Below are 20,947 nucleotides of genomic sequence, written 5' to 3'. Positions count from 1 at the left end.
CGAATGGTCATAAGAGGAGTTCTAATGACCATTCACAGGGGAAATCAGAGGTCGAATGGTCATAAGAGGAGTTCTAACGACCATTCACAGGCGAAAACAGAAGTCGAATGGTCATAAGAGGAGTTCTAACGACCATTCGCAGGCGAAAACAGAATGTGAATGGTTACAAGAAATGATATTGAAACATGGCAAAAAGAAAAGTAACGTTAACAGCTAATAATGGCATTTATAAAAGACGCTCTGAAAAAGGGCGTTTTGACCAATTTCAAAATTTTTTACAAAAAAATTCAGTAAATTAATTGCATTTTGAAAATTCTGTTATATAATACATATTAGAGTTATTGATTCTGTACTATAACAAAATATAAAAATAGTACATATCAATACAATTTACAAGAATAGAAGTGAGTATCAACAAGCGAAGTATTGACACCGAAGACTTTAAAACAAAAAAACCATTCATTAGGAGGAACGGAAAATGACTCAAAATCGTGTTAAGCAATTGCAGGAAAGCTGGGAATTGGATAGCCGTTGGAATGGAGTAGAAAGAACGTATAGCGCTGAAGAAGTTATCAAGCTTCGCGGATCGGTTGATATTGAATATACGCTTGCTCGCCGTGGTGCTGAAAAGCTATGGAGTCTTGTGAATGAAGAGGATTTTGTTAATGCTCTGGGTGCGTTGACTGGAAACCAGGCAGTGCAGCAGGTAAAAGCAGGCTTGAAGGCCATTTACCTGAGCGGCTGGCAGGTTGCTGCGGACGCGAACCTTTCCGGAAATATGTATCCAGACCAGAGCTTGTATCCAGCGAACAGTGTTCCTGCCGTTGTGAAGCGAATCAACCAGGCGCTGCAAAGAGCTGACCAGATTACTCACGGTGAAGGTGACAACTCCATTGACTGGTTCGCGCCAATCGTGGCTGACGCGGAGGCTGGGTTTGGCGGGCAGCTGAACGTGTTCGAATTGATGAAAGGTATGATTGAAGCGGGTGCGGCTGGTGTCCACTTTGAAGACCAGCTTTCATCGGAAAAGAAGTGTGGACACCTAGGCGGAAAGGTACTCCTGCCAACACAAACTGCGGTTCGTAACCTGATTGCAGCGCGCCTCGCGGCTGACGTCATGGGAACACCGACGCTGATAGTTGCCCGGACTGACGCCAATGCTGCAGATTTGATTACAAGCGATGTTGATCCATATGATGTACCATTCATCACTGGTGAAAGAACACCAGAAGGGTTCTTCCGTACAAATGCTGGGCTTGACCAGGCAATTGCCCGCGGACTTGCATACGCACCTTATGCAGACTTGGTGTGGTGTGAAACTTCTGAGCCGGATCTTGAGGAAGCTCGCCGCTTTGCAGAAGCGATTCATGCGAAGTATCCAGGGAAGCTGCTGGCGTACAATTGCTCGCCTTCATTCAACTGGAAAAAGAAGCTGGACGATGAAACGATCGCGAAGTTCCAGGTTGAGCTTGGGAAGATGGGCTACAAGTTCCAGTTCGTCACACTTGCAGGCTTCCACGCCTTGAACCACAGCATGTTCGAACTTGCTCGGGGCTACAAAGATCGGGGCATGGCTGCTTACTCCGAATTGCAGCAGGCCGAGTTTGCCAGCGAACAGCACGGATATACAGCAACAAGGCATCAGCGTGAAGTTGGAACAGGCTACTTCGACCAGGTTTCGATGGTCATTTCAGGAGGAACTTCTTCCACTACTGCATTAAAAGGCTCAACTGAGGAAGCGCAATTTACTGCTTCTTGATGACTCGCTTTGGTTGCAATTTCCATGCTGGCGGTAAAATTTGATTCAGCACCAGCTTTGATTAGAAGGTGGCTGCTCAAAACGAAATTAGCATCTGTTCTCGATGATGACTGGTAATATTGAATCAGTGTATCGCTCGATTCCAGTTAATCGTATCGGTCTGGCAATGGCAATTCAATGCAGTCAAATCAATGTTTAATGTGGTATGATCCTCGGACGATCTGGTTGGCGTATCGCTGGCCGATATACGGATTTACTCTTACGACTTGTTTGAGTGTATCGCTGACCGATATACGGGATTTACTCTTGCGATATGTTTGAGCATATCGCTGACCGACACACAGGGTGATCTCCACTCAATCTATGCACATTCAATACTCTTATTTGCTGCCTTCTCTTCAATCCGAAGAGGAGGTATTTTGCTTTAAGTCGTATCGGTCTGGCCATGACAACACGAACGCCATCAAATCAATGTTTAACAGTGTATGATTCCCGTATGATCTGGCTATGCGTATCGCCTGCCGATATGTGGAATTTACTGTTCAAATTCAATACTTCTATGTGTTGCCTTCGCTTCGCACCGAGTCAAAGTGAGTTTTTTTTGTCTGAAATAGGTTAACCTTAAACTAGCACAGTCTTGTAGGCAGAATCATACATAGTAGTAATGAATGCTGGAGGTGATTGGATGAGCAACAGCAAATTGGACGAATATTTGCAGCAGGGGATGTATGGGGCGAAACAGACGAAACCTGATGAGAGAAGGAGATTCCTGACAACTCTTCGTGAGCGGGTCGTGATTGCGCTGACCCAGGCACAGGTGATGAAAAAAGGGGTCGAACCTGAGGTCACTAAGCTCATGGATGAAAACATGCAGGCGCATCTCTTCTTAAATGGTCATATAACATATTCGTATTTATCCAAATACATTAAGGAAGCAGAAAAAAGAAACATCGAATTCACGATCGTTACAAACAAAGATTATGATTCAGAGTTGGGTCTTGTCCTGGCGCATGATCATGCCATAGATAAGGAGGATATTTATCTTTCGAAAAAGCCGGTTGTGACTCCTGTTCAGATGGAGGAGAAAAAAGGATTCTTTTCTGGGCTGGGAAATTGGTTTAAGAAAGGGTAAGGGGCTTTCTGTAAATAACAACACAAATAAAAACACTTGGATTTTAATGTCCAAGTGTTTTTTAGGATTTAAAATTTTACTCACTTACTTAAAGTTATCTGGTCAGGGATGTAAAATTATTTCATATAACTTTCAACTAATTCATAGCATCTTTCTTCAGTAAGATTTGCAAGCACAGCCACATATTCTAAATGTTCCTGCGTACCGCCTTTATATTTTAACGAGGCTTTTAAGGCGCTATCATCTCTGTACTTTAGCCAATTCCGTTGTTCCTCTCTTAATTGGTCCATCGAATTTGATGGCAGATGCTCTTTTAATGCTCCATAAATATCATTCAACAATTCATCCCATTTTTCCCATCTGTCGTTTTCTACTTTTTTCAAAGCGTAAGTCGATGAGTCTGTTGCTTTCAATTCTTCCGTTTCTTTTTTAGTATCATTTAATTTTTTTAGATACCTTTCCTTTAGATCCGCTTCAGTATTGTTTTTGGATGAGTCTTCATCTTTTTTAGTTGCATTGTTTGCTGTATCATCTGTTTTATTTGCATTACTGCCTGTATTACTGTCGTCGTTTGTTAAGACACTATCTGTGGAATCGATATCCAAAGAATCGTCTTTTGTGTCTTGAGTTGAATGGTTATTTTGTGACTGATTGTCCGCCTTAGCACTTGATTCATTCGATGAGTTCCCACAAGCTGATAATAAAATTACGAATACTAAAGTAAATATTGCTACTAAACTTTTTCTGTTATTTTCCATATATTAAACAACTCCTCTTGTAATGAAATTCCTTCCCTTTGCGTGATGTGAATTAAGCGATAATCATTACATCATATTTTCCCTTATTAAAACGCCAATCTTTATTGTTTAGGCAAATTACTATGAAAATGTTTGTTTAACTGAACTACTCATTATTAGAGGAGGGTCTTTTTATCTGGCATTAAAGTGCTTATCTAATAAAAGGACAAACTTTTTCTGTGCGTGTTCATCTCGGATCATTTTTTTAACACGAAGAGTGCTCTGCAAATATCCTCTAACATGCCGGTTTACAAAGAATAGACGGTGGTACCTTTCGTCTTCATATAAAGCCTTAAACCATGTGTGCTCGTTTAACAATCTTATGTTCTGGTCAATTTTTCGAGTATTTAATGTTTGGCTATTGCCAGCACTCGCAAATAGATCTCCAATAAATTCGAAGATAAAAGTAAGGATCGCAATCTCTCCTAACCTAAAGTTATGTTAAAGAATGTTTTCTTTAAGTATAACAGGTATTATTTCTCTGAAAAAATGTTCTCTTTCCTGCGATCCGCTTCCAGTCATGTTAAAATAGTACAGATGGCAAGGCTTGTATTGCTTTAACGTGTGAAACTTTGCTATGATCAATATTATTGTTTTTTCAGAAAAAGGGTTGAATACCCTTCTGATGGACGTTTCACTTACTTATGGAGGTGCTTTTATGTCAAGGATTTCTGAGGATCAGGTGAAGCATGTGGCGCACCTGGCAAGATTGGCGATTACCGAGGAAGAAGCCAATACTTTTACAAAACAGCTGGACAAGATTATTTCGTTCGCTGAACAGCTTAACGAGCTGGATACAACAAATGTCGAGCCGACTGCACATGTGCTTGAAATAAAGAATGTTATGCGTGAGGACAAATCAAATCAGGGTTTACCGCGCGAGGAAGTTTTGAAGAATGCGCCTGAGCACCAGGATGGACAGATCAAAGTACCTGGAATTATGGAGTAAGGAGGACTGGCGATGAGTTTATTTGAACATAAGATTTCGGAGCTTCATGAGCTTTTACATAAAAGAGACCTCTGCGTTTCCGACCTGGTTGACCAATCGTTCAAAACAATTGGCGAGGTCGAAGGCAAGGTCCAGGCTTTTTTAACATTGGATGAAGAGAAGGCAAGAGCTGCGGCAAAAGCGTTGGATGATAAGGCGATACAAAGCGCGCCGGCAAACAAACTGTACGGCATGCCGATTGGGATTAAGGACAATATCGTCACGAAGGGGCTGCGTACGACATGTGCGAGCAAAATTCTTGAAAACTTTGATCCTATTTATGATGCGACAGTCATGCAAAAGCTGAAGCAGGCTGAAACGGTCACGATCGGGAAACTGAACATGGATGAGTTTGCAATGGGCTCTTCCAATGAAAACTCAGGGTTCAAGAAGACGTTCAATCCTTGGAACCTTGAAACAGTTCCTGGCGGGTCTTCGGGCGGATCTGCTGCATCGGTTGCTGCAGGTGAAGTATTGTTCTCGCTTGGTTCTGACACAGGCGGCTCCATTCGCCAGCCAGCTTCTTTCTGCGGCGTTGTCGGCATGAAGCCCACATACGGACTTGTATCAAGATTTGGCCTTGTAGCATTCGCTTCGTCGCTTGACCAAATCGGTCCAATCACGCGCAATGTTGAAGACAATGCCTTTTTGTTAAAAGCAATCGCAGGCCACGATGAAATGGATTCGACTTCTGCGAAAGTGGACATACCTGACTATATAGGTTCCTTGACGGGTGATGTAAAAGGCTTGCGTATCGCTGTACCGAAGGAATATATCGGTGAGGGCGTAAGTGAAGAGGTCCGTAAATCTGTGCTTGATGCATTGTCGGTCCTTGAAAAGCAAGGGGCGACATGGGAAGAGGTATCACTGCCGCATTCCAAGTATGCTTTGGCTACCTATTATCTATTATCTTCATCGGAAGCGTCTGCGAACCTGGCGCGCTTTGATGGCGTTCGTTATGGCTACCGCACACCAAACGCGGAGAACCTGATTGAAATGTACAAAAAGACTCGTGCTGAAGGCTTTGGCGATGAAGTTAAGCGCCGTATCATGCTTGGAACCTTCGCACTTAGCTCAGGTTATTATGATGCTTATTATAAAAAAGCACAAAAGGTCCGCACGCTGATCAAGCAGGACTTTGAAAATGTATTCGAAAAATACGATGTGATTGTTGGACCAACTACACCAACACCAGCATTTAAAATTGGCGAAAACATCGCGGATCCTTTGACGATGTACGCGAATGATATTTTAACGATTCCTGTTAACCTAGCAGGCGTGCCGGCCATCTCCGTTCCATGCGGATTTGATAAAGGGCTGCCTCTTGGCTTGCAAATCATCGGCTGCCATTTTGATGAGAGCACTGTATACAAGGTTGCGCATGCTTTTGAGCAGGCAACTGAATTCCATAAACAAAAACCGCAGCTGTAAGGGGTGAAAACAATGAAGTTTGAAACGGTAATTGGCCTTGAGGTCCATGTTGAATTAAAAACAGATTCGAAAATATTTTCGGCGAGCCCGAACCATTTCGGTGCTGAGCCAAATACAAATACAACCGTAATCGATTTGGGATACCCTGGTGTTCTTCCTGTCGTGAACAAAAAAGCGGTCGAGTACGCAATGAAAGCAGCGATGGCGCTGAACTGTGAAGTAGCTGAACATACGAAATTCGACCGGAAGAACTATTTTTACCCGGACAACCCGAAAGCTTACCAGATTTCCCAGTTCGATAAGCCGATCGGGGAAAATGGCTGGATCGAAATCGAGGTAAACGGCTATAAGAAAAAGATCGGCATCACCCGTATCCATATGGAAGAGGATGCAGGCAAGCTGACGCACGGAAATGGATATTCCTTAGTCGATTACAACCGCCAGGGAACACCGCTTGTTGAGATCGTATCGGAACCCGATATAAGCACACCGGATGAAGCCTATGCTTACCTTGAAAAATTAAAGTCAATCATCCAGTATACAGGCGTATCGGACTGCAAGATGGAAGAGGGCTCCCTCCGCTGTGACGCGAACATCTCAATTAGGCCTGTCGGACAAAAGGAGCTTGGCACAAAGACTGAGCTTAAAAACTTGAACTCCTTTAACTTCGTCAGAAGAGGACTTGAACATGAAGAGAAGCGCCAAGAAGCGGAAATTCTTGCTGGCCGTGAAATCCAGCAGGAGACTCGCCGCTTCGATGAAGCAACAAATACAACGATTCTCATGCGTGTAAAAGAAGGCTCTGATGATTATCGTTACTTCCCAGAGCCGGATTTGCCGGATCTTTATATCGATGAAGAGTGGAAGGCAAGGGTACGTGCAGAAATTCCTGAGCTTCCAGACCAGCGTAAAAAGCGATATGTCGAGGATATGGGATTGCCTCCATATGATGCAGAAGTTTTAACAGTGACGAAAGAAATGGCTGATTTCTTTGAAGCTGCTGTAGCGGCACAAGCTGATCCAAAGCAGGCATCGAACTGGCTGATGGGAGAGTTCTCTGCGTATTTGAAGGCTGAATCAAAGGAACTTCACGAAACGGCGCTAACACCAGAGGCGCTTGCCGGCATGATCAAGCTGATCGAAAACGGCACGATTTCCACAAAAATCGCGAAGCAAGTGTTCAAGGAATTGGTTGAAAACGGCGGCAACGCTGAGCAGATCGTCAAGGAAAAAGGACTCGTCCAGATTTCAGACGAAGGTGCGCTGCTTAAGATTATTTCCGAAATTCTTGATGCGAACCCGCAATCCGTGGAGGATTTTAAAGGTGGTAAGGACAAGGCAAAAGGCTTCCTGGTCGGACAGATCATGAAAGCCACAAAAGGCCAGGCGAACCCGCCGCTTGTTAATAAATTACTTGTCGAAGAATTGAATAAGCGATAAAAATTGCAGCTAAGGCTGGCGGTAGTATCCGTCAGCCTTTTTTGTTGTGTCAAATGAGGGTTATGTCGAAATGTATTTTCGACATGATATTTCCCGGGAAAGGTAAAGTGTTGAATTTTCAGTCATTTTAAATTCGACATTTTCTGAATCAGAAGCATAGACTTCTATCTTTCGATAAAATTTATCATCTGCAGAGAGTTGTGGTACTTAGATATATTTGCTAATCTTAAAATTATCCGCAAACGTTTGCATAAAATTTGAAAGCGTGTTATTTTAATATAACAATAAAAATAAATAGATAATTTGATAGATAAGGCTGTTCGGAAATCTGCTGAAAAATTGCTTATGGATTTAAATGAAAGCCTATACATCAAGGGAGGAAACACTGTGAAGAAGTTTTTATCTTTCGATTTTTGGCAGAAGTTCGGTAAGGCACTGCTGGTTGTAGTAGCAGTTATGCCTGCTGCAGGTATCATGATTTCACTTGGTAAATTGGTAGGAATGACAGCTTCTGATATTGTTTTCCTGCAAACGATTGCACGAATATTAGAAGATATCGGCTGGGCTATTATTACGAACCTACATATTCTGTTTGCGGTAGCAATCGGGGGCTCATGGGCTAAGGAGCGTGCTGGCGGTGCATTCGCAGCACTTATCGCTTTTATCCTGATTAACCGGATTACCGGTGCAATCTTTGGAGTAAGCAGCGATATGCTTTCGAATCCGTATGCGACGGTATCGTCTCTCTTTGGACAAGAGTTAATTGTAAAAGATTATTTCACATCCATCCTTGGTGCTCCTGCATTGAACATGGGCGTGTTTGTGGGGATCATCGCAGGTTTCCTTGGGGCGAACTTGTTCAATAAGTACTATAACTATGATAAATTGCCAAACTCACTTTCTTTCTTTAACGGAAAACGTTTTGTGCCATTCGTTGTAATTGGCGGTTCAGTCGTTGTGGCGCTGATTCTGTCGCTTGTATGGCCGTTCATCCAGGGACTATTGAATGACTTTGGACAATGGATTGCGACTTCACGCAATACAGCACCGATCATCGCGCCATTTATTTTCGGTGCATTGGAACGTTTGCTATTGCCATTCGGACTTCATCACATGCTGACAGTTCCAATCAACTATACGGAACTGGGCGGAACGTACAAAATTTTGACTGGTTCAAATGCTGGTTCAATTGTAGCCGGACAGGATCCACTATGGCTTGCATGGATTGCTGACTTGAACAACTTCCATGCTGCTGGTGACACAGCCAGCTACAAGCAGTTGCTGAATGATGTAACACCTGCTCGTTTTAAAGTCGGACAGATGATTCTTTCAACTTCGGCATTGATCGGTATCGCGCTTGCGATGTACCGCAACGTCGATCCAGATAAGCGTACGAAGTATAAATCCATGTTCTTATCTGCTGGTTTAGCGGTATTTTTAACAGGGGTAACAGAGCCGATTGAATTCATGTTCATGTTTGCGGCGCCAGTATTATATGTGATCTATGCCGTTATGACAGGACTTGCATTCGCGATTGTTGACATCATTCACATCCGTGTACACTCTTTCGGTTTTATTGAATTGATGACGAGAACACCGATGATCATCAAAGCTGGATTATGGCTGGACCTTGTTAACTTTGCAATCGCATGTTTAGTATTCTTTGGCTTAAACTATGGAGTAGCGAACTTCATGATCAAGAAATTCAACTTCCCGACTCCAGGCCGCAACGGCAACTATATCGAGGAAGAAACATCAGGTGCTTCTGCTTCTTCGGTGAAGAAGGATTCACTTGCGCCAGTGTTGATTGAATTATTAGGTGGACAAGAGAATATTGAAGATGTTGATGCATGTATGACGCGTTTGCGTGTGACGGTAAAAAATCCTTCTGCAGTCGCTGGCGAGCAAGAGTGGAAGAGCAATGGTGCTCTTGGGCTGATTGTTAAGGACAGAGGAGTCCAGGCGATTTACGGACCGAAAGCTGACGTTTTAAAGTCAGATATCCAAGACCTTCTGGGGGCTTAATAAATGAAGTTATTGACGTTGAATTGCCATTCGTGGCAGGAAGACAACCAGCTTGAAAAAATGAAGACACTGGCTGAGACGATTGCAGAGAATGACTATGATGTCATTGCTCTGCAGGAGGTCAGTCAGCGGATGGATTCCCCAATTGCTTACGGAGCTGTCAGGGAAGATAATTTCGCGCTTGTGCTTATCGAGGAGCTGCGCAAACTAGGTGCTGAGGATTATCGCTTCACATGGGATTTTGCTCATCTTGGCTATGAGGTCTATGAAGAGGGTCTTGCGATTTTGACGAAGCATAAGATTGTACAAGAGTACTCCTTTTTCATCTCTCGGGGTCACGACCAGAGCTATTGGAAGACGAGAAAGATTGTCGGCGCGAAGATTCATGTTGATGGACAGCCTGTTTCCTTTTATTCATGCCATCTCGGATGGTGGCATGATGAAGAGGAGCCATACCTGTTCCAGGCCGATTCACTTCTGGGACAGGTGAAAAATGATGGGCCTTTCTTTTTGATGGGTGATTTCAATAACCCTGCCTCTGTTCGTGGAGAAGGTTATGATTATTTATTGGATCAGGATTTGTATGATACCTTTGAACTTGCTGTTGAGAAGGATTCCGGAGTGACAATTGCAGGGGAAATCGCCGGCTGGGAAGAGAATAAACAGGACTTGCGGATTGACCTGATTTTGGCTGGCCAGCTGGTGGAGCCGAAATATTCCAGGGTGATTTTTAACGGGGAAAACAAACAGGTTGTTTCGGATCATTATGGGGTGGAAGTGGCGATTTAAGCTGGTAGTAAAATTGAGGATTTTCGCGGGATTTTTCCAGTTCGCCAAATCAAGTGGTGATATCGCCAGATTAATTGTATTTTCACCAGATTCTTTATTGAATTCGCCAGTAGCACACCATACAGAAACACTTGATTCAATGCCAAAAAAGACCCAGTCCATGGGTCTTTTTTGCGTATTAAAAGCTTAATGCATTTCCATCCGTAAACAATTTGATTAATTCTTCTTTAGTGCTATACAAAAACACCAATTCTTTGTGATTGAAAACTAAAAAACAGGCACTGTTGGGATGAACAGTTCAGGGTATTCTTTCATCAGACCTTCAGGGTTTTCTGAAACATGGAATGTATCTAGTTTTTGCTTGAATTTATCTGGAATGTCATACTTTTCTGAATCTCCACATGGAACAATCGCCAAAACGGATGGTTTATTCTCATCTTTTGACAAGAAGTCATAGAAATCTGGGATGTCTTCGATTTGCAATTTTACATAGTAAGTACTGAACGATGTAAAACTTTGATTACAGGATGCCGTGATTCACCTAGGTTAAGGGTTATTGATTGTGATCCTCCAGGTTTTTTATCAATAGTGCTGGATCATCAAATGTTTGTAATAAGCTTGTGCTGCTAAAAAGGTAATAGACTGGTGTGGTGGTTGCGGTTATCTCTGGGTAGCTTTTTTTAAGTTCCTCAAGTCCTATGTAGAGATGGTATGAATCGAGTTTCTTTATTAAATCGCTTGGGAGGCCATATTTTAATTCGCCTCCTCTAGGTACGATTGCTAATACAGATTGTTTCCCGGACTGCTTTGCTAAAAAGTCTTTAAAGGCCCAGCGTTTGTCCTGGATATGCAGCTTTACATAATAATGGCTGTAATTCTTTTCCCATTCTGCGCTGATTATATAATAAAACGACTGGTTTGGGTGAGTAGAATAGCTAATCGGGATAGTGAAGGTATCTCCAACCTCACTCCTTTTTTCTAAGCCAGGAACCGTGTTCCATTGGCTGATTGTGATCTTCTTAGGCTGATTATCGCCAGGGAAAGAAACATTGAGTTTTTGTAATGATTCCACCTTGGTCCCAGAGATATCCAGCATTAATTTAACAGGCTCATCTGCTTTTACCTTCGTACCATTCCATTTATATGTGCCGGTGACTGCTTCAACCTGCTTGCCATCAACCGAGACTTCAGGAATAGGCGGTTTTTCTTCCTTGTACAATTTATACTTATCAGTCATAAAAAGGATCAGCATGAGCAGGAACGCAACCGTCGCGTAGGCTAAGATTTTATTTTTAATCCTCTTTTTCCTCCTAAATGATCTTTTTACTAAATATTCCATACGTTATGGCGAAATCCCTGTAAAAAAACAAAAACAGTGCCCGCCTGTATGGGGGCACTGCCGTAGAATTAGGAATTCAGGTTTTTAACGCTTAAGTCAAATTCCCTCTCAATTTCAGGGTTTGGTCTGTAGGTGACCAAACTGATTACGTATGAAACAAGAAGGTTGGCGATGAAGCCAGGAACGATTTCGTACATGACGTCGCTGAGTCCGAGTTTACTCCAGATGATGACGGTTAATGTACCCGCGATCATTCCAAGGATGGCGCCCCAGTTGGTCATCTTTCTCCAGAATAAGCTCAGCAGGATCACTGGTCCAAATGCGGCACCAAACCCTGCCCATGCATAGGCAACCAGGCCGAGGATTGTATCATTCTGCACCCAGGCAAGGGCGGCTGCGATAATCGCAACAGCAAGGACAGCCATACGGCCGAAGAAAACGTATTGTTTGTCAGTGCCATCTTTCTTCAACAGCACTTTGTATAAGTCCTCAGTCAATGCGCTCGATGTAACAATCAGCTGGGAGGAGATTGTGCTCATGATTGCCGCCAGTACAGCAGCCAACATGAATCCGGCAAACAATGGATGGAAGAAAATTTGGCCAAGTTCGATGAATACAGCTTCAGGGTTTTCAAGCTTGATATCTGGATTCTGCGCGAAGAATGCAAGACCAATCAACGCTGTGAAGATGGTTCCGATTAAGGAGAAAATCATCCAGCCCATCCCAATTCTTCTCGCGCTCTTTGTTTCTTTTACAGTGGTGATCGCCATAAAGCGAACGATGATATGCGGCTGTCCGAAGTAGCCAAGTCCCCATGCGGCAGCGGAGATGATGCCGAGGAATGTTGTGCCTTTGAATAAATCGAGCAAGGCAGGGTCGATCGAACGGATCGTGTCAAAGGTTTCTGCAGGGCCGCCTGTCTTGCCGAATCCTATGATAGGAACAAGCAGAAGTGCGAACAGCATCATCAAGCCCTGGATGAAATCTGTGTAACTAACTGCCAGGAAGCCGCCGAATAAGGTGTAGGCCACAACAACAGCGGATACTAGCAGTAATCCAGTATGGTAATCGAGGTCAAATGAACTTTGGAAGAATACAGCTCCGGCTACCATTCCGGATGAAACGTAGAATGTGAAGAATAGTAAAATAACAATACCAGAAACAATTCGTAAAAGCTTTGTGTCGTCTTTAAAGCGATTTTCAAGGTAACCAGGAATCGTGATAGAGTCATTGGCTACATGTGTGTAGGAACGCAGGCGAGGCGCAACCAAAAGCCAGTTCAGATAGGCTCCGACAGTTAAGCCAATCGCAATCCACGCACTTGCTAAACCGCTTACATAAATTCCGCCAGGCAGTCCCATCAACAGCCAGCCGCTCATGTCAGCAGCGCCGGCGCTAAGCGCGGTTACGGCGGGTCCAAGAGATCTTCCGCCAAGCATATAATCCGTCAGATTGCTTGTCTTTTTGTAGGAGTACCAGCCGATATATAACATCGCGGCCATGTAAATCCCAATCGAGATAAGCTGAAAAGCTTCATTCGACATAATCCTTCCCCCTTTGTTATAGTGAAAAATTATTAATAAAATATTGCTAATACATATAATATTCTATCATCTTATCTATCTGAAAAATAGAGCCTTTTTTCACAAAAAATATTATTCGAATAATAGTAATTTATTTTATTAATATATTTATAATATAAAAGAAAAACCAGGGCTTAAAAGCCTTGGTTACAAATTACGATTTAAAGGAGCCCTTTGGAGGAACGCGATCTTTTTTCGCATTACGGTCATTGATTTTCGGTTCCGTTCCATTCATGAAGCTGCGTATGTTTGAACGATGGAGGAAAAATAATAATAAAATAAATGCAATAAACAGCCGCGGTTCCAAACTTTCCTGTACGAAGAGGGAATAAAGCAGCATGGCAAACCCGACAGAAATGGAACCCATGAATACATACTTTGTCATTAAGATGACGGAAAAGAATGTCAGATAGACAACGATAAACATCCCGATATCAAACACGAGCAGAGCACCTGCCGTCGTTGCAATCGCCTTACCTCCACGGAATCCGGCAAAAATCGGGAAGCAATGGCCGATGACAGCGATCAACCCAGCGTAAAGCGGATTAATCGGTACATCAAAAAGCAATGGAAGCGAAGCGGCCAACATGCCTTTTGCCACGTCTACCAACAGCACGATGACGGCTGCCTTTTTGCCCATCACCCGCAGCGTGTTGGTCGCACCGGGGTTTTTGCTGCCGTGGTCTCTGATATCTACATTGAAAAAAAACTTGCCAACCAATAAGGCGGTTGGGATCGATCCGATCAAATAAGCAGCCAGAAGAATCAGCCAAATCATAAAAAGTCACCCTTTTAGTGTCGTTAAAAAATCATATTCTAAAAATGACAAGCTAATGTTTGTTTATTTTACAGGGAGAATTAAATCCTCGTATAAGTCAATGAAGCTGACTGCCGAGGCATCTGCCTTGTTGGGATATGGATAACTAAGTGCAGTTCCGGTTTCCATAGCCAGCAACCTGAAGATATCTGTCGTTTCCTTCATTGCTTGAAGCATATCGTTTCTATCATACTTCGCGAAAATCCTCGAGAATGAGCTTACCAGCCTTGCGTCGGCCCATTTTTCAATAAATCTCCCACTATGCCATGGTGATTGATCCAATACGGCAATTGCGTGCCACTCTGTCATCGTCCTGAGCAAATACTTTAGGTTGCTGTCCATGCATTCCTTCGCCACCCAAAGTTCGCCGCGCAGCATCTTTTTGCTCACCCATACAACGTGATACCAAAAATCCTGAACAAGATGATCATATTGTTCTTGAGACGGCAGCGCGCGAGTTTGCGAAAAATCATCGGAAACTTTTATCCCATTTGTAACGTCTGTTTTATCGAATAGCACCTGATATCCATTTTTAAAAACCTGCTGCACTTCTTTTAAATGCAGCATGCCGGCGAAATGTTCAGGAGTCAGGATGACAAAATCAACATCTAAATGGGGGCTGAACATGACGCGCCTTTCAATCCAATTTCCAACCGCTGTTTTTTCCAGAAAGGTAATAGAATAAGGATGGATTTGATTCAGCCAGCTTTCCGAGTGGATGAACTGGTCCGGTTTGTCTGTCAAAAAGATAATATCAAGATCAGACCATTGGTCAGCAGGTACATCTGTCCTCGCTCTGGATCCAATAATCAATGCAGCCTGAATGTCTTTCTCCGCTTTTGCCCATGCTGTAAAGCGGGCAGTGATGTCGTCAAACGAAATAATATCCATAAAGATAGCTCCTCAACTTTAATAGGTTGATGGGTATTTCCAATTTATGTAACTAATCTCTTTGTATTGTAAAAAAGATTATGTATGAATGGAAGAGTTTTTCGAAAAATAGAATAGTTAACAATATATATTCTTCGTGAAAAAAACGTCTTTCCCTTTGGCAAAAAAACAAAAAGTGGTTTATGATATATCGGTGAAAGTTTTTGGGGAAATTGCCTGTCTATTGAATTTGAGCTATGATGTAAAATGATGGAATTTTAAAAACCATATTAAGTAGGATGATGGGTATGAAAAGAGCAAGAATAATTTATAATCCGACTTCAGGCCGTGAAATTTTCAAAAAGAATCTTGCAGAAGTTTTGGAAAAGCTTGAGACTGCTGGATATGAAGCGTCCTGCCATGCGACAACATGTGAAGGCGATGCGATCAAGGCAGCAAGGATAGCTGTTGAACGCCGTTATGATCTGGTGATTGCGGCAGGTGGAGATGGCACGATCAATGAAGTGGTCAATGGGATTGCTGAACAGGAGTACAGACCAAAGGTGGGAGTCATTCCAGTTGGGACAACCAATGACTTTGCCCGAGCGCTCCATATTCCGCGCGATATCATGGCGGCGGTTGATATCATTATTAAAAATCAAACGATCCCGGTCGATATTGGCAGGATCAATGATAAATATTTTATAAATATTGCAGGCGGCGGCAGGCTGACAGAGCTGACCTATGAGGTTCCAAGTAAGTTGAAGACCGTCCTTGGCCAGCTGGCTTACTATTTAAAAGGAATGGAGATGCTGCCGTCCATCCGTGCCTCTGAAGTGAGCATTGAGTATGATGGAAAGTTGTTTGAAGGCGAAGCCATGATGTTCCTTGTCGGACTGACGAACTCCGTCGGCGGCTTTGAAAAACTGGCACCGAACTCTTCGATCAATGACGGCTTGTTCTCGCTGTTGATTTTGAAAAAGACAAACCTTGCTGATTTTATCAAGATTGCATCACTAGCAGTGCGCGGGGAGCATATCCATGATCCGAACGTGATCTATACACAGGCGAACCGCATCAAGGTTCATGCGAAAGAACACGTCCAGCTGAATCTTGACGGTGAATACGGCGGCAATTTGCCAGCCGAATTCGAAAACCTGTACAGACATATCGAAGTCTTCGTACCGCTGGATGAAATCCGTCCGGAAGACCGACCAGAGAACCTGGATTTGAACTTTAGAGTTGAATAATAATGAGTCGCTCCTTTTTGGGGCGATTTTTTTTGTGATTGGCTTTTTTCTAAAAGCTGTTTCTCAAGATTGATGTTTTAAGAAATAGATGATGTAAAGAAAATAATGATAAATATTAACTAATAGCTTAAAACTGCTGTAATTCAGTTCAACTTGGGTAAATGCATAAGATGAATGTGTAAAATTTGCCTGTAACACATAAATGGAAGAAAATAAGAGATATCAGGCAAGATAATAATATGAAGGATGTGGATACATAATGGGGAACAAAGCGTTGATCAACATCGACTATACGTATGATTTCGTGGCTGATGACGGGGCTTTGACATGCGGAAAGCCGGGTCAGGTCATTGAGGAGAAGCTTGTCGGCGTTACCAGGGAATTCATCCAGAATGGTGACTATGTGGTTTTCGCTATTGATGTCCATGATGAGGGTGATGAGTTCCATCCGGAAACGAAGCTGTATCCGCCTCATAATATCCGCGGTACAAAGGGGAGAGATTTGTACGGCGGCCTTCAGGCGGTGTATGAGGAGAATAAGCATCTGGAGAATGTATATTATATCGATAAAACAAGGTATTCAGCCTTTGCCGGGACGGATCTTGAAGTGAAATTGCGAGAGAGAGGCATTACGGAAGTGCATCTTGTCGGCGTTTGTACCGATATTTGTGTCTTGCATACAGCAGTTGATGCTTACAATAAAGGATTTAAGGTTATTGTGTATAAGGAGGCAGTTGCTTCATTTGACCCTGTCGGCCATGAGTGGTCGCTTCGCCATTTCGAAGGCTCGATTGGCGCGGAGGTGAAGTAGCCTATGAAAAGGAACACGGAAGGCAGCAAACTTGGAGGTTTTTGGATGAGCACGAAATTTACAGATGACAGCTTGATGCTTCATACAGACTTATATCAAATCAACATGATGGAAACATACTGGCGCGACGGTATGCACAATCGCCGTGCGGTGTTTGATTTATTTTTCCGCAAGCTCCCTTTTGGCAATGGGTATGCTGTTTTTGCCGGACTGGAAAAAATCATCAGTTATATCGAGAACTTCGGATTTACCGAAGATGATATTCAATACTTAAGAGAAGAGGCAAATTACGGAGAGGATTTCCTGGCATATCTGAAGGATCTTCGGTTTACAGGTTCGATCCGTGCGATGCAGGAAGGCGAGATTGTTTTTGCCAACCAGCCATTAGTCAGAGTCGATGCGCCGCTTGCAGAGGCTCAGCTGATTGAAACGGCGTTGTTAAATATCGTGAATTACCAGACATTGATCGCAACGAAAGCATCAAGGATCAAGCAGGTGGTAAATGACGAAGTTGCGATGGAATTTGGTTCCCGCCGGGCACATGAAATGGATGCGGCGCTTTGGGGAACGCGTGCGGCCTACATCGGCGGTTTTGATTCAACGAGCAATGTGCGCGCAGGCAAGCTGTTCGGAATTCCGGTTTCCGGAACGCATGCCCATTCCATGGTCCAGGCGTATAAGGATGATTACACTGCTTTTAAAAAATACGCGGAAACTCATAAGGACTGCGTATTCCTCGTTGATACGTACGACACATTAAGGTCGGGTGTGCCAAATGCCATTCGTGTCGCAAAGGAGTTCGGAGATAAGATCAATTTCATCGGTATCCGACTCGACAGCGGTGACCTTGCTTATCTTTCAAAGGAAGCACGGCGGATGCTGGATGAAGCAGGCTTTAAAGATGCAAAAATCGTGGCATCGAGCGACCTTGATGAATATACGATCATGAACCTGAAAGCTCAGGGAGCGAAGATCGATACGTGGGGAGTTGGCACGAAGCTGATTACGGCTTATGACCAGGCGGCACTTGGGGCGGTTTATAAAATTGTCTCGATCGAGAGGGCAGACGGCACGATGGAGGATACGATCAAGATTTCCTCCAATCCAGAGAAAGTCACGACTCCCGGGATCAAAAAGGTGTACCGGATCATCAATAACTCAAATAACCGTTCAGAGGGTGACTATATTGCTCTTGAGGACGAAAATCCGCAAGATGAAAAGCGCCTGAAAATGTTCCATCCAGTCCACACCTTCGTCAGCAAATTCGTCACGAATTTCGATGCGCGGGAGCTCCACCACGATATTTTTACCGATGGTAAACTCGTATACACACAACCAAGCCTCGAAGAAGTGCGTTCGCATTCAAAGTACTGCCTTGGCGTTCTTTGGGAAGAGTACACACGTATGCTGAATCCCGAAGAATACCCAGTAGACCTCAGCCAGAAATGCTGGGACAACAAAATGCGCAATATAGAAGAAGTACGAGAGAAAGTTATGGAAATGACCGGAGAGAATAAGTAAGATAAGAGGCTGCTTTCAACATCATGAAAGCAGCCTTTTTGGTAAAAGGTGAAGCATGGGGACGTATCTAATGCTTCCATAGTTTATAGAATCTTACATAGGACCCCATAATTCTATAATTCTGAACACCAGCTTAAAGAAGCAAGGGGTACGTCCCTCAACAGACGTCCCTCAACAGAGTTTTTTTTATAAGAAGGGTTAAACGATAAAGGATTTTAGTGATGAAAAAAGAATTATTAGTATAATAATTCTTTTCGAGGGTGTTTTCCATATGAATGATCAAAGCAATAAGGTGGATTACGAACAGTTCATACCTAGAGAAAGTGGCTTTATATTCAAGTTCGTTAAAAAGGAAGGTCGATTCATTCATACATTTATTGAAGGTAAACTCATTGAAAAAATTGGTTTAAAACCTGAAAGTGTCGTGGGGAAAACATTGTTTGAATTTCTGCCAGCTGAACAGGCAATCCGGAAAGAAGTCTTTTATGAGATCGCCTGGAAGGGAGAAAACATTAACTATGAAGGGTGCGTTGGGGATACGCATTACCTGGCAATTCTTAATCCAATCCGCAGGAATGGGAAAACAGTTGAGGTTATCGGAACGGCCATTGATATTACCAAGGAAAAAGAGAGGGAAAAGCGGATTCAGCAAATGGAGAAGCTCTCTGTAGTTGGTGAACTGGCTGCTGGAATTGCACATGAAATTAGAAACCCCCTGACTTCCCTAAAGGGCTTTGCGAAAATCGTTAAAGAGAGTGTTGATCAGGAAGATTTAGCAGGTTACCTGGATATTATGATGGATGAAATGGATCGGATCAATCAGATTGTCAATGAATTCATGTTCATTGCAAAACCAAATGAGCACGTTCATTTTCAGCCTACTAATATTAATAAACTGCTTCAAAGCTGTATTGTGTTGATGGAGCCACAAGCTAATTTAAAAAGTATAAAGATAGAATCTAACCTTGAAACAGAACTATTTTTAAATTGCGACCAGAATCAAATTAAACAAGTATTGATCAATCTCCTGCAAAATGCGATTGAAGCAACAGATGATCGGGGAAATCACATAGAAGTGACATTAAAGGAAGCCTGTGAAAAAAATATCTTAATCCTCATTAAAGATAAGGGCTGCGGTATATCGGAGAAGAGACATAAAAGGTTGTTTGAACCCTTTTATTCTACGAAGGAAAAAGGAACTGGCCTAGGGCTGATCACATGCAAACGAATTATCGACCTTCACCAAGGCAGCATCGATATTAAAAGCAAACAAGGAGAAGGTACGACAATTAAACTATTTTTACCAAATTATTCTAATGCAGTTCATACTGCGGTTCGACAGATAGTAACTATTTGAGGAATTGAGGAATTAGGATGTATATAGACTCTCGTTTTCGATTTATTTTTAGAATATTATAAACGTTTAGAGCGATATACTTTTAAAATAGTGGATAAGGAGTGAAGTAAATGATTAGTAAAGTGGGCCAAATCATGCTTTATGTAAATAACCAGGATGAGGCAGTAAATTTTTGGACGGAAAAAGTAGGATTCAGTGTCATTTCTGAAGAAGATAATGGCCAGGGAATGAGATGGATTGAAATTGCACCAACAAAGGATGCAGAAACAAGCATCATCCTGCACAATAAGGAATTTGTTGCTAAAATGTCGCCTGGAGTAAATCTTGGTACACCTTCTTTATTGTTTTTCTCAGAAAATCTCGATCAATTACATAGCGACTTATCAAATAAAAATATCACAGTCGGAGAAATTGTAACTATGCCTTCTGGCAGGGTATTTAACTTTGCAGACGGTGAAGAAAATTACTTTGCAGTGATGGAGAAAAAGTAATACGAGTACCGGGGAAAAATTAAGATGGGCTAAAAGGTGCGCTGATCCGCGAAGGATTAGTGATCTTTTTTTTTGTAGCGAAGGCAGTTGAAGCATCAATCTATGATTTTGTTAGACTGGGAAAGAACCAAGGGAATAATACCGAAAAACCATAATACAAGATCCTTTATTAGGTCTTGCCAGCAGTGTGATAAGTGGTATTGTGTGAGATTTATTAGTTGCTGTAAAGTCTAGTGGTTTTGGACAATGTGAATGATTCATGAATAATAATAGCTAAATTAAAATATATAAAGATTAAAAGTATAACGATTTTTGCTTCCTACTATGTATCTATAAGGTGCTGATTTTTTGTATAGGAATAAAAACTTGAATTTAATCATATTTTTGCTTTTGTGCTTACTTATCATTCTTATTGTTCATGTGATTCTTCATATTAAGATTTATGTAGTATACAGCGCCAGCATTGGTTCTGTGTTCATGATCGGATTAATCATTTTCCTTATTGTATACCTTTATTTAAATGGATAAAAGGGGACGTATCTTATGC

General features: G+C 42.5%; 18 protein-coding genes. 12 read left to right on the top strand and 6 right to left on the bottom strand.

Annotated elements, in window-relative coordinates:
- The first annotated feature begins 478 nt into the window (after window positions 1-478).
- Window positions 479-1,759, top strand: a complete 1,281-nt coding sequence (aceA, locus tag V7201_RS12250; RefSeq protein WP_335377023.1) for an isocitrate lyase — start codon at window positions 479-481, stop codon at window positions 1,757-1,759.
- Window positions 1,760-2,444: 685 nt separating this feature from the next.
- Window positions 2,445-2,891 carry a YueI family protein gene (locus tag V7201_RS12245; RefSeq protein WP_335377022.1) on the top strand — a complete coding sequence of 149 codons (447 nt, stop codon included), beginning with the start codon at window positions 2,445-2,447 and terminating at the stop codon, window positions 2,889-2,891.
- Between the two features lie 116 nt (window positions 2,892-3,007).
- Here the strand turns inward: V7201_RS12245 and V7201_RS12240 are convergent, their stop codons facing one another.
- Complete coding sequence (locus tag V7201_RS12240; RefSeq protein ID WP_335377021.1) at window positions 3,008-3,649, bottom strand: lysozyme inhibitor LprI family protein; 642 nt, start codon at window positions 3,647-3,649, stop codon at window positions 3,008-3,010.
- A 697-nt stretch (window positions 3,650-4,346) separates the two neighbouring features.
- Here V7201_RS12240 and gatC point away from each other — a divergent pair.
- The 5 genes from gatC (at window position 4,347) to V7201_RS12215 (ending at window position 10,361) form a co-directional block, all read left to right on the top strand.
- The gene (gene gatC / locus V7201_RS12235) at window positions 4,347-4,637 is read left to right on the top strand and encodes an Asp-tRNA(Asn)/Glu-tRNA(Gln) amidotransferase subunit GatC (protein WP_335377020.1); all 291 of its coding nucleotides are present in this window, start codon (window positions 4,347-4,349) and stop codon (window positions 4,635-4,637) included.
- Between the two features lie 12 nt (window positions 4,638-4,649).
- On the top strand, window positions 4,650-6,107 hold the full coding sequence (gene gatA / locus V7201_RS12230; RefSeq protein ID WP_335377019.1) for an Asp-tRNA(Asn)/Glu-tRNA(Gln) amidotransferase subunit GatA: 1,458 nt from the start codon (window positions 4,650-4,652) through the stop codon (window positions 6,105-6,107).
- Between the two features lie 12 nt (window positions 6,108-6,119).
- The gene (gatB, locus tag V7201_RS12225) at window positions 6,120-7,547 is read left to right on the top strand and encodes an Asp-tRNA(Asn)/Glu-tRNA(Gln) amidotransferase subunit GatB (protein ID WP_335377018.1); all 1,428 of its coding nucleotides are present in this window, start codon (window positions 6,120-6,122) and stop codon (window positions 7,545-7,547) included.
- A 387-nt stretch (window positions 7,548-7,934) separates the two neighbouring features.
- Window positions 7,935-9,572 (top strand): PTS transporter subunit IIBC, encoded by a 1,638-nt coding sequence (locus V7201_RS12220; RefSeq protein WP_335377017.1) that lies wholly within the window; start codon window positions 7,935-7,937, stop codon window positions 9,570-9,572.
- Between the two features lie 3 nt (window positions 9,573-9,575).
- Window positions 9,576-10,361 carry an endonuclease/exonuclease/phosphatase family protein gene (locus V7201_RS12215; RefSeq protein ID WP_335377016.1) on the top strand — a complete coding sequence of 262 codons (786 nt, stop codon included), beginning with the start codon at window positions 9,576-9,578 and terminating at the stop codon, window positions 10,359-10,361.
- 267 nt (window positions 10,362-10,628) lie between these two features.
- On the opposite strand, the gene V7201_RS12210 is transcribed toward V7201_RS12215, so the two are convergent.
- From V7201_RS12210 to V7201_RS12190, 5 genes are all read right to left on the bottom strand, one after another.
- A complete protein-coding gene (locus V7201_RS12210; RefSeq protein WP_335377015.1) occupies window positions 10,629-10,808 on the bottom strand; it encodes a hypothetical protein in 180 nt (59 codons plus the stop codon).
- A gap of 106 nt (window positions 10,809-10,914) precedes the next feature.
- Window positions 10,915-11,700: a hypothetical protein gene (locus V7201_RS12205; protein ID WP_335377014.1), complete on the bottom strand. Its 786-nt coding sequence runs from the start codon at window positions 11,698-11,700 to the stop codon at window positions 10,915-10,917.
- Window positions 11,701-11,768: 68 nt separating this feature from the next.
- Window positions 11,769-13,244, bottom strand: coding sequence for a sodium/proline symporter PutP (putP, locus tag V7201_RS12200; RefSeq protein WP_335377013.1), 1,476 nt, complete (start codon window positions 13,242-13,244; stop codon window positions 11,769-11,771).
- 193 nt (window positions 13,245-13,437) lie between these two features.
- On the bottom strand, window positions 13,438-14,061 hold the full coding sequence (gene plsY, locus V7201_RS12195; protein ID WP_335377012.1) for a glycerol-3-phosphate 1-O-acyltransferase PlsY: 624 nt from the start codon (window positions 14,059-14,061) through the stop codon (window positions 13,438-13,440).
- Window positions 14,062-14,124: 63 nt separating this feature from the next.
- The gene (locus tag V7201_RS12190; protein ID WP_335377011.1) at window positions 14,125-14,991 is read right to left on the bottom strand and encodes an aminoglycoside 6-adenylyltransferase; all 867 of its coding nucleotides are present in this window, start codon (window positions 14,989-14,991) and stop codon (window positions 14,125-14,127) included.
- A 287-nt stretch (window positions 14,992-15,278) separates the two neighbouring features.
- On the opposite strand from V7201_RS12190, the gene V7201_RS12185 reads away from it, so the two are divergent.
- The 5 genes from V7201_RS12185 to V7201_RS12165 all read left to right on the top strand — a co-directional run bounded on the left by V7201_RS12185 (window position 15,279) and on the right by V7201_RS12165 (window position 20,400).
- A complete protein-coding gene (locus tag V7201_RS12185) occupies window positions 15,279-16,220 on the top strand; it encodes a diacylglycerol kinase (RefSeq protein ID WP_335377010.1) in 942 nt (313 codons plus the stop codon).
- Between the two features lie 259 nt (window positions 16,221-16,479).
- A complete protein-coding gene (locus V7201_RS12180) occupies window positions 16,480-17,031 on the top strand; it encodes a cysteine hydrolase family protein (protein WP_335377009.1) in 552 nt (183 codons plus the stop codon).
- A gap of 45 nt (window positions 17,032-17,076) precedes the next feature.
- Window positions 17,077-18,552 (top strand): nicotinate phosphoribosyltransferase, encoded by a 1,476-nt coding sequence (locus tag V7201_RS12175; RefSeq protein WP_335377008.1) that lies wholly within the window; start codon window positions 17,077-17,079, stop codon window positions 18,550-18,552.
- Between the two features lie 271 nt (window positions 18,553-18,823).
- Window positions 18,824-19,909, top strand: coding sequence for an ATP-binding protein (locus tag V7201_RS12170; protein WP_335377007.1), 1,086 nt, complete (start codon window positions 18,824-18,826; stop codon window positions 19,907-19,909).
- Between the two features lie 110 nt (window positions 19,910-20,019).
- Complete coding sequence (locus tag V7201_RS12165; protein WP_335377006.1) at window positions 20,020-20,400, top strand: VOC family protein; 381 nt, start codon at window positions 20,020-20,022, stop codon at window positions 20,398-20,400.
- The last annotated feature ends 547 nt before the right edge of the window (window positions 20,401-20,947 follow it).

The sequence above is a fragment of the Bacillus sp. JJ1122 genome, assembly GCF_036964885.1.
Classification (GTDB): Bacteria; Bacillota; Bacilli; order Bacillales; family Cytobacillaceae; genus Mesobacillus.
The sequence above is the reverse complement of the archived record's forward strand: the minus strand, read 5'-3'. Positions and strand labels throughout refer to the sequence as shown.

What these genes read in the sequence shown, in the direction of transcription:
- V7201_RS12215 (WP_335377016.1), top strand. Translation starts at nt 9,576, where the DNA reads ATGAAGTTATTGACGTTGAATTGCCATTCGTGGCAGGAAGACAACCAG.
- V7201_RS12240 (WP_335377021.1), bottom strand. Translation starts at nt 3,649, where the DNA reads ATGGAAAATAACAGAAAAAGTTTAGTAGCAATATTTACTTTAGTATTC.
- putP (WP_335377013.1), bottom strand. Translation starts at nt 13,244, where the DNA reads ATGTCGAATGAAGCTTTTCAGCTTATCTCGATTGGGATTTACATGGCC.
- V7201_RS12170 (WP_335377007.1), top strand. Translation starts at nt 18,824, where the DNA reads ATGAATGATCAAAGCAATAAGGTGGATTACGAACAGTTCATACCTAGA.
- gatA (WP_335377019.1), top strand. Translation starts at nt 4,650, where the DNA reads ATGAGTTTATTTGAACATAAGATTTCGGAGCTTCATGAGCTTTTACAT.
- plsY (WP_335377012.1), bottom strand. Translation starts at nt 14,061, where the DNA reads ATGATTTGGCTGATTCTTCTGGCTGCTTATTTGATCGGATCGATCCCA.
- V7201_RS12165 (WP_335377006.1), top strand. Translation starts at nt 20,020, where the DNA reads ATGATTAGTAAAGTGGGCCAAATCATGCTTTATGTAAATAACCAGGAT.
- V7201_RS12190 (WP_335377011.1), bottom strand. Translation starts at nt 14,991, where the DNA reads ATGGATATTATTTCGTTTGACGACATCACTGCCCGCTTTACAGCATGG.
- gatB (WP_335377018.1), top strand. Translation starts at nt 6,120, where the DNA reads ATGAAGTTTGAAACGGTAATTGGCCTTGAGGTCCATGTTGAATTAAAA.
- V7201_RS12180 (WP_335377009.1), top strand. Translation starts at nt 16,480, where the DNA reads ATGGGGAACAAAGCGTTGATCAACATCGACTATACGTATGATTTCGTG.
- V7201_RS12175 (WP_335377008.1), top strand. Translation starts at nt 17,077, where the DNA reads ATGAGCACGAAATTTACAGATGACAGCTTGATGCTTCATACAGACTTA.
- aceA (WP_335377023.1), top strand. Translation starts at nt 479, where the DNA reads ATGACTCAAAATCGTGTTAAGCAATTGCAGGAAAGCTGGGAATTGGAT.
- V7201_RS12185 (WP_335377010.1), top strand. Translation starts at nt 15,279, where the DNA reads ATGAAAAGAGCAAGAATAATTTATAATCCGACTTCAGGCCGTGAAATT.
- V7201_RS12245 (WP_335377022.1), top strand. Translation starts at nt 2,445, where the DNA reads ATGAGCAACAGCAAATTGGACGAATATTTGCAGCAGGGGATGTATGGG.
- gatC (WP_335377020.1), top strand. Translation starts at nt 4,347, where the DNA reads ATGTCAAGGATTTCTGAGGATCAGGTGAAGCATGTGGCGCACCTGGCA.
- V7201_RS12205 (WP_335377014.1), bottom strand. Translation starts at nt 11,700, where the DNA reads ATGGAATATTTAGTAAAAAGATCATTTAGGAGGAAAAAGAGGATTAAA.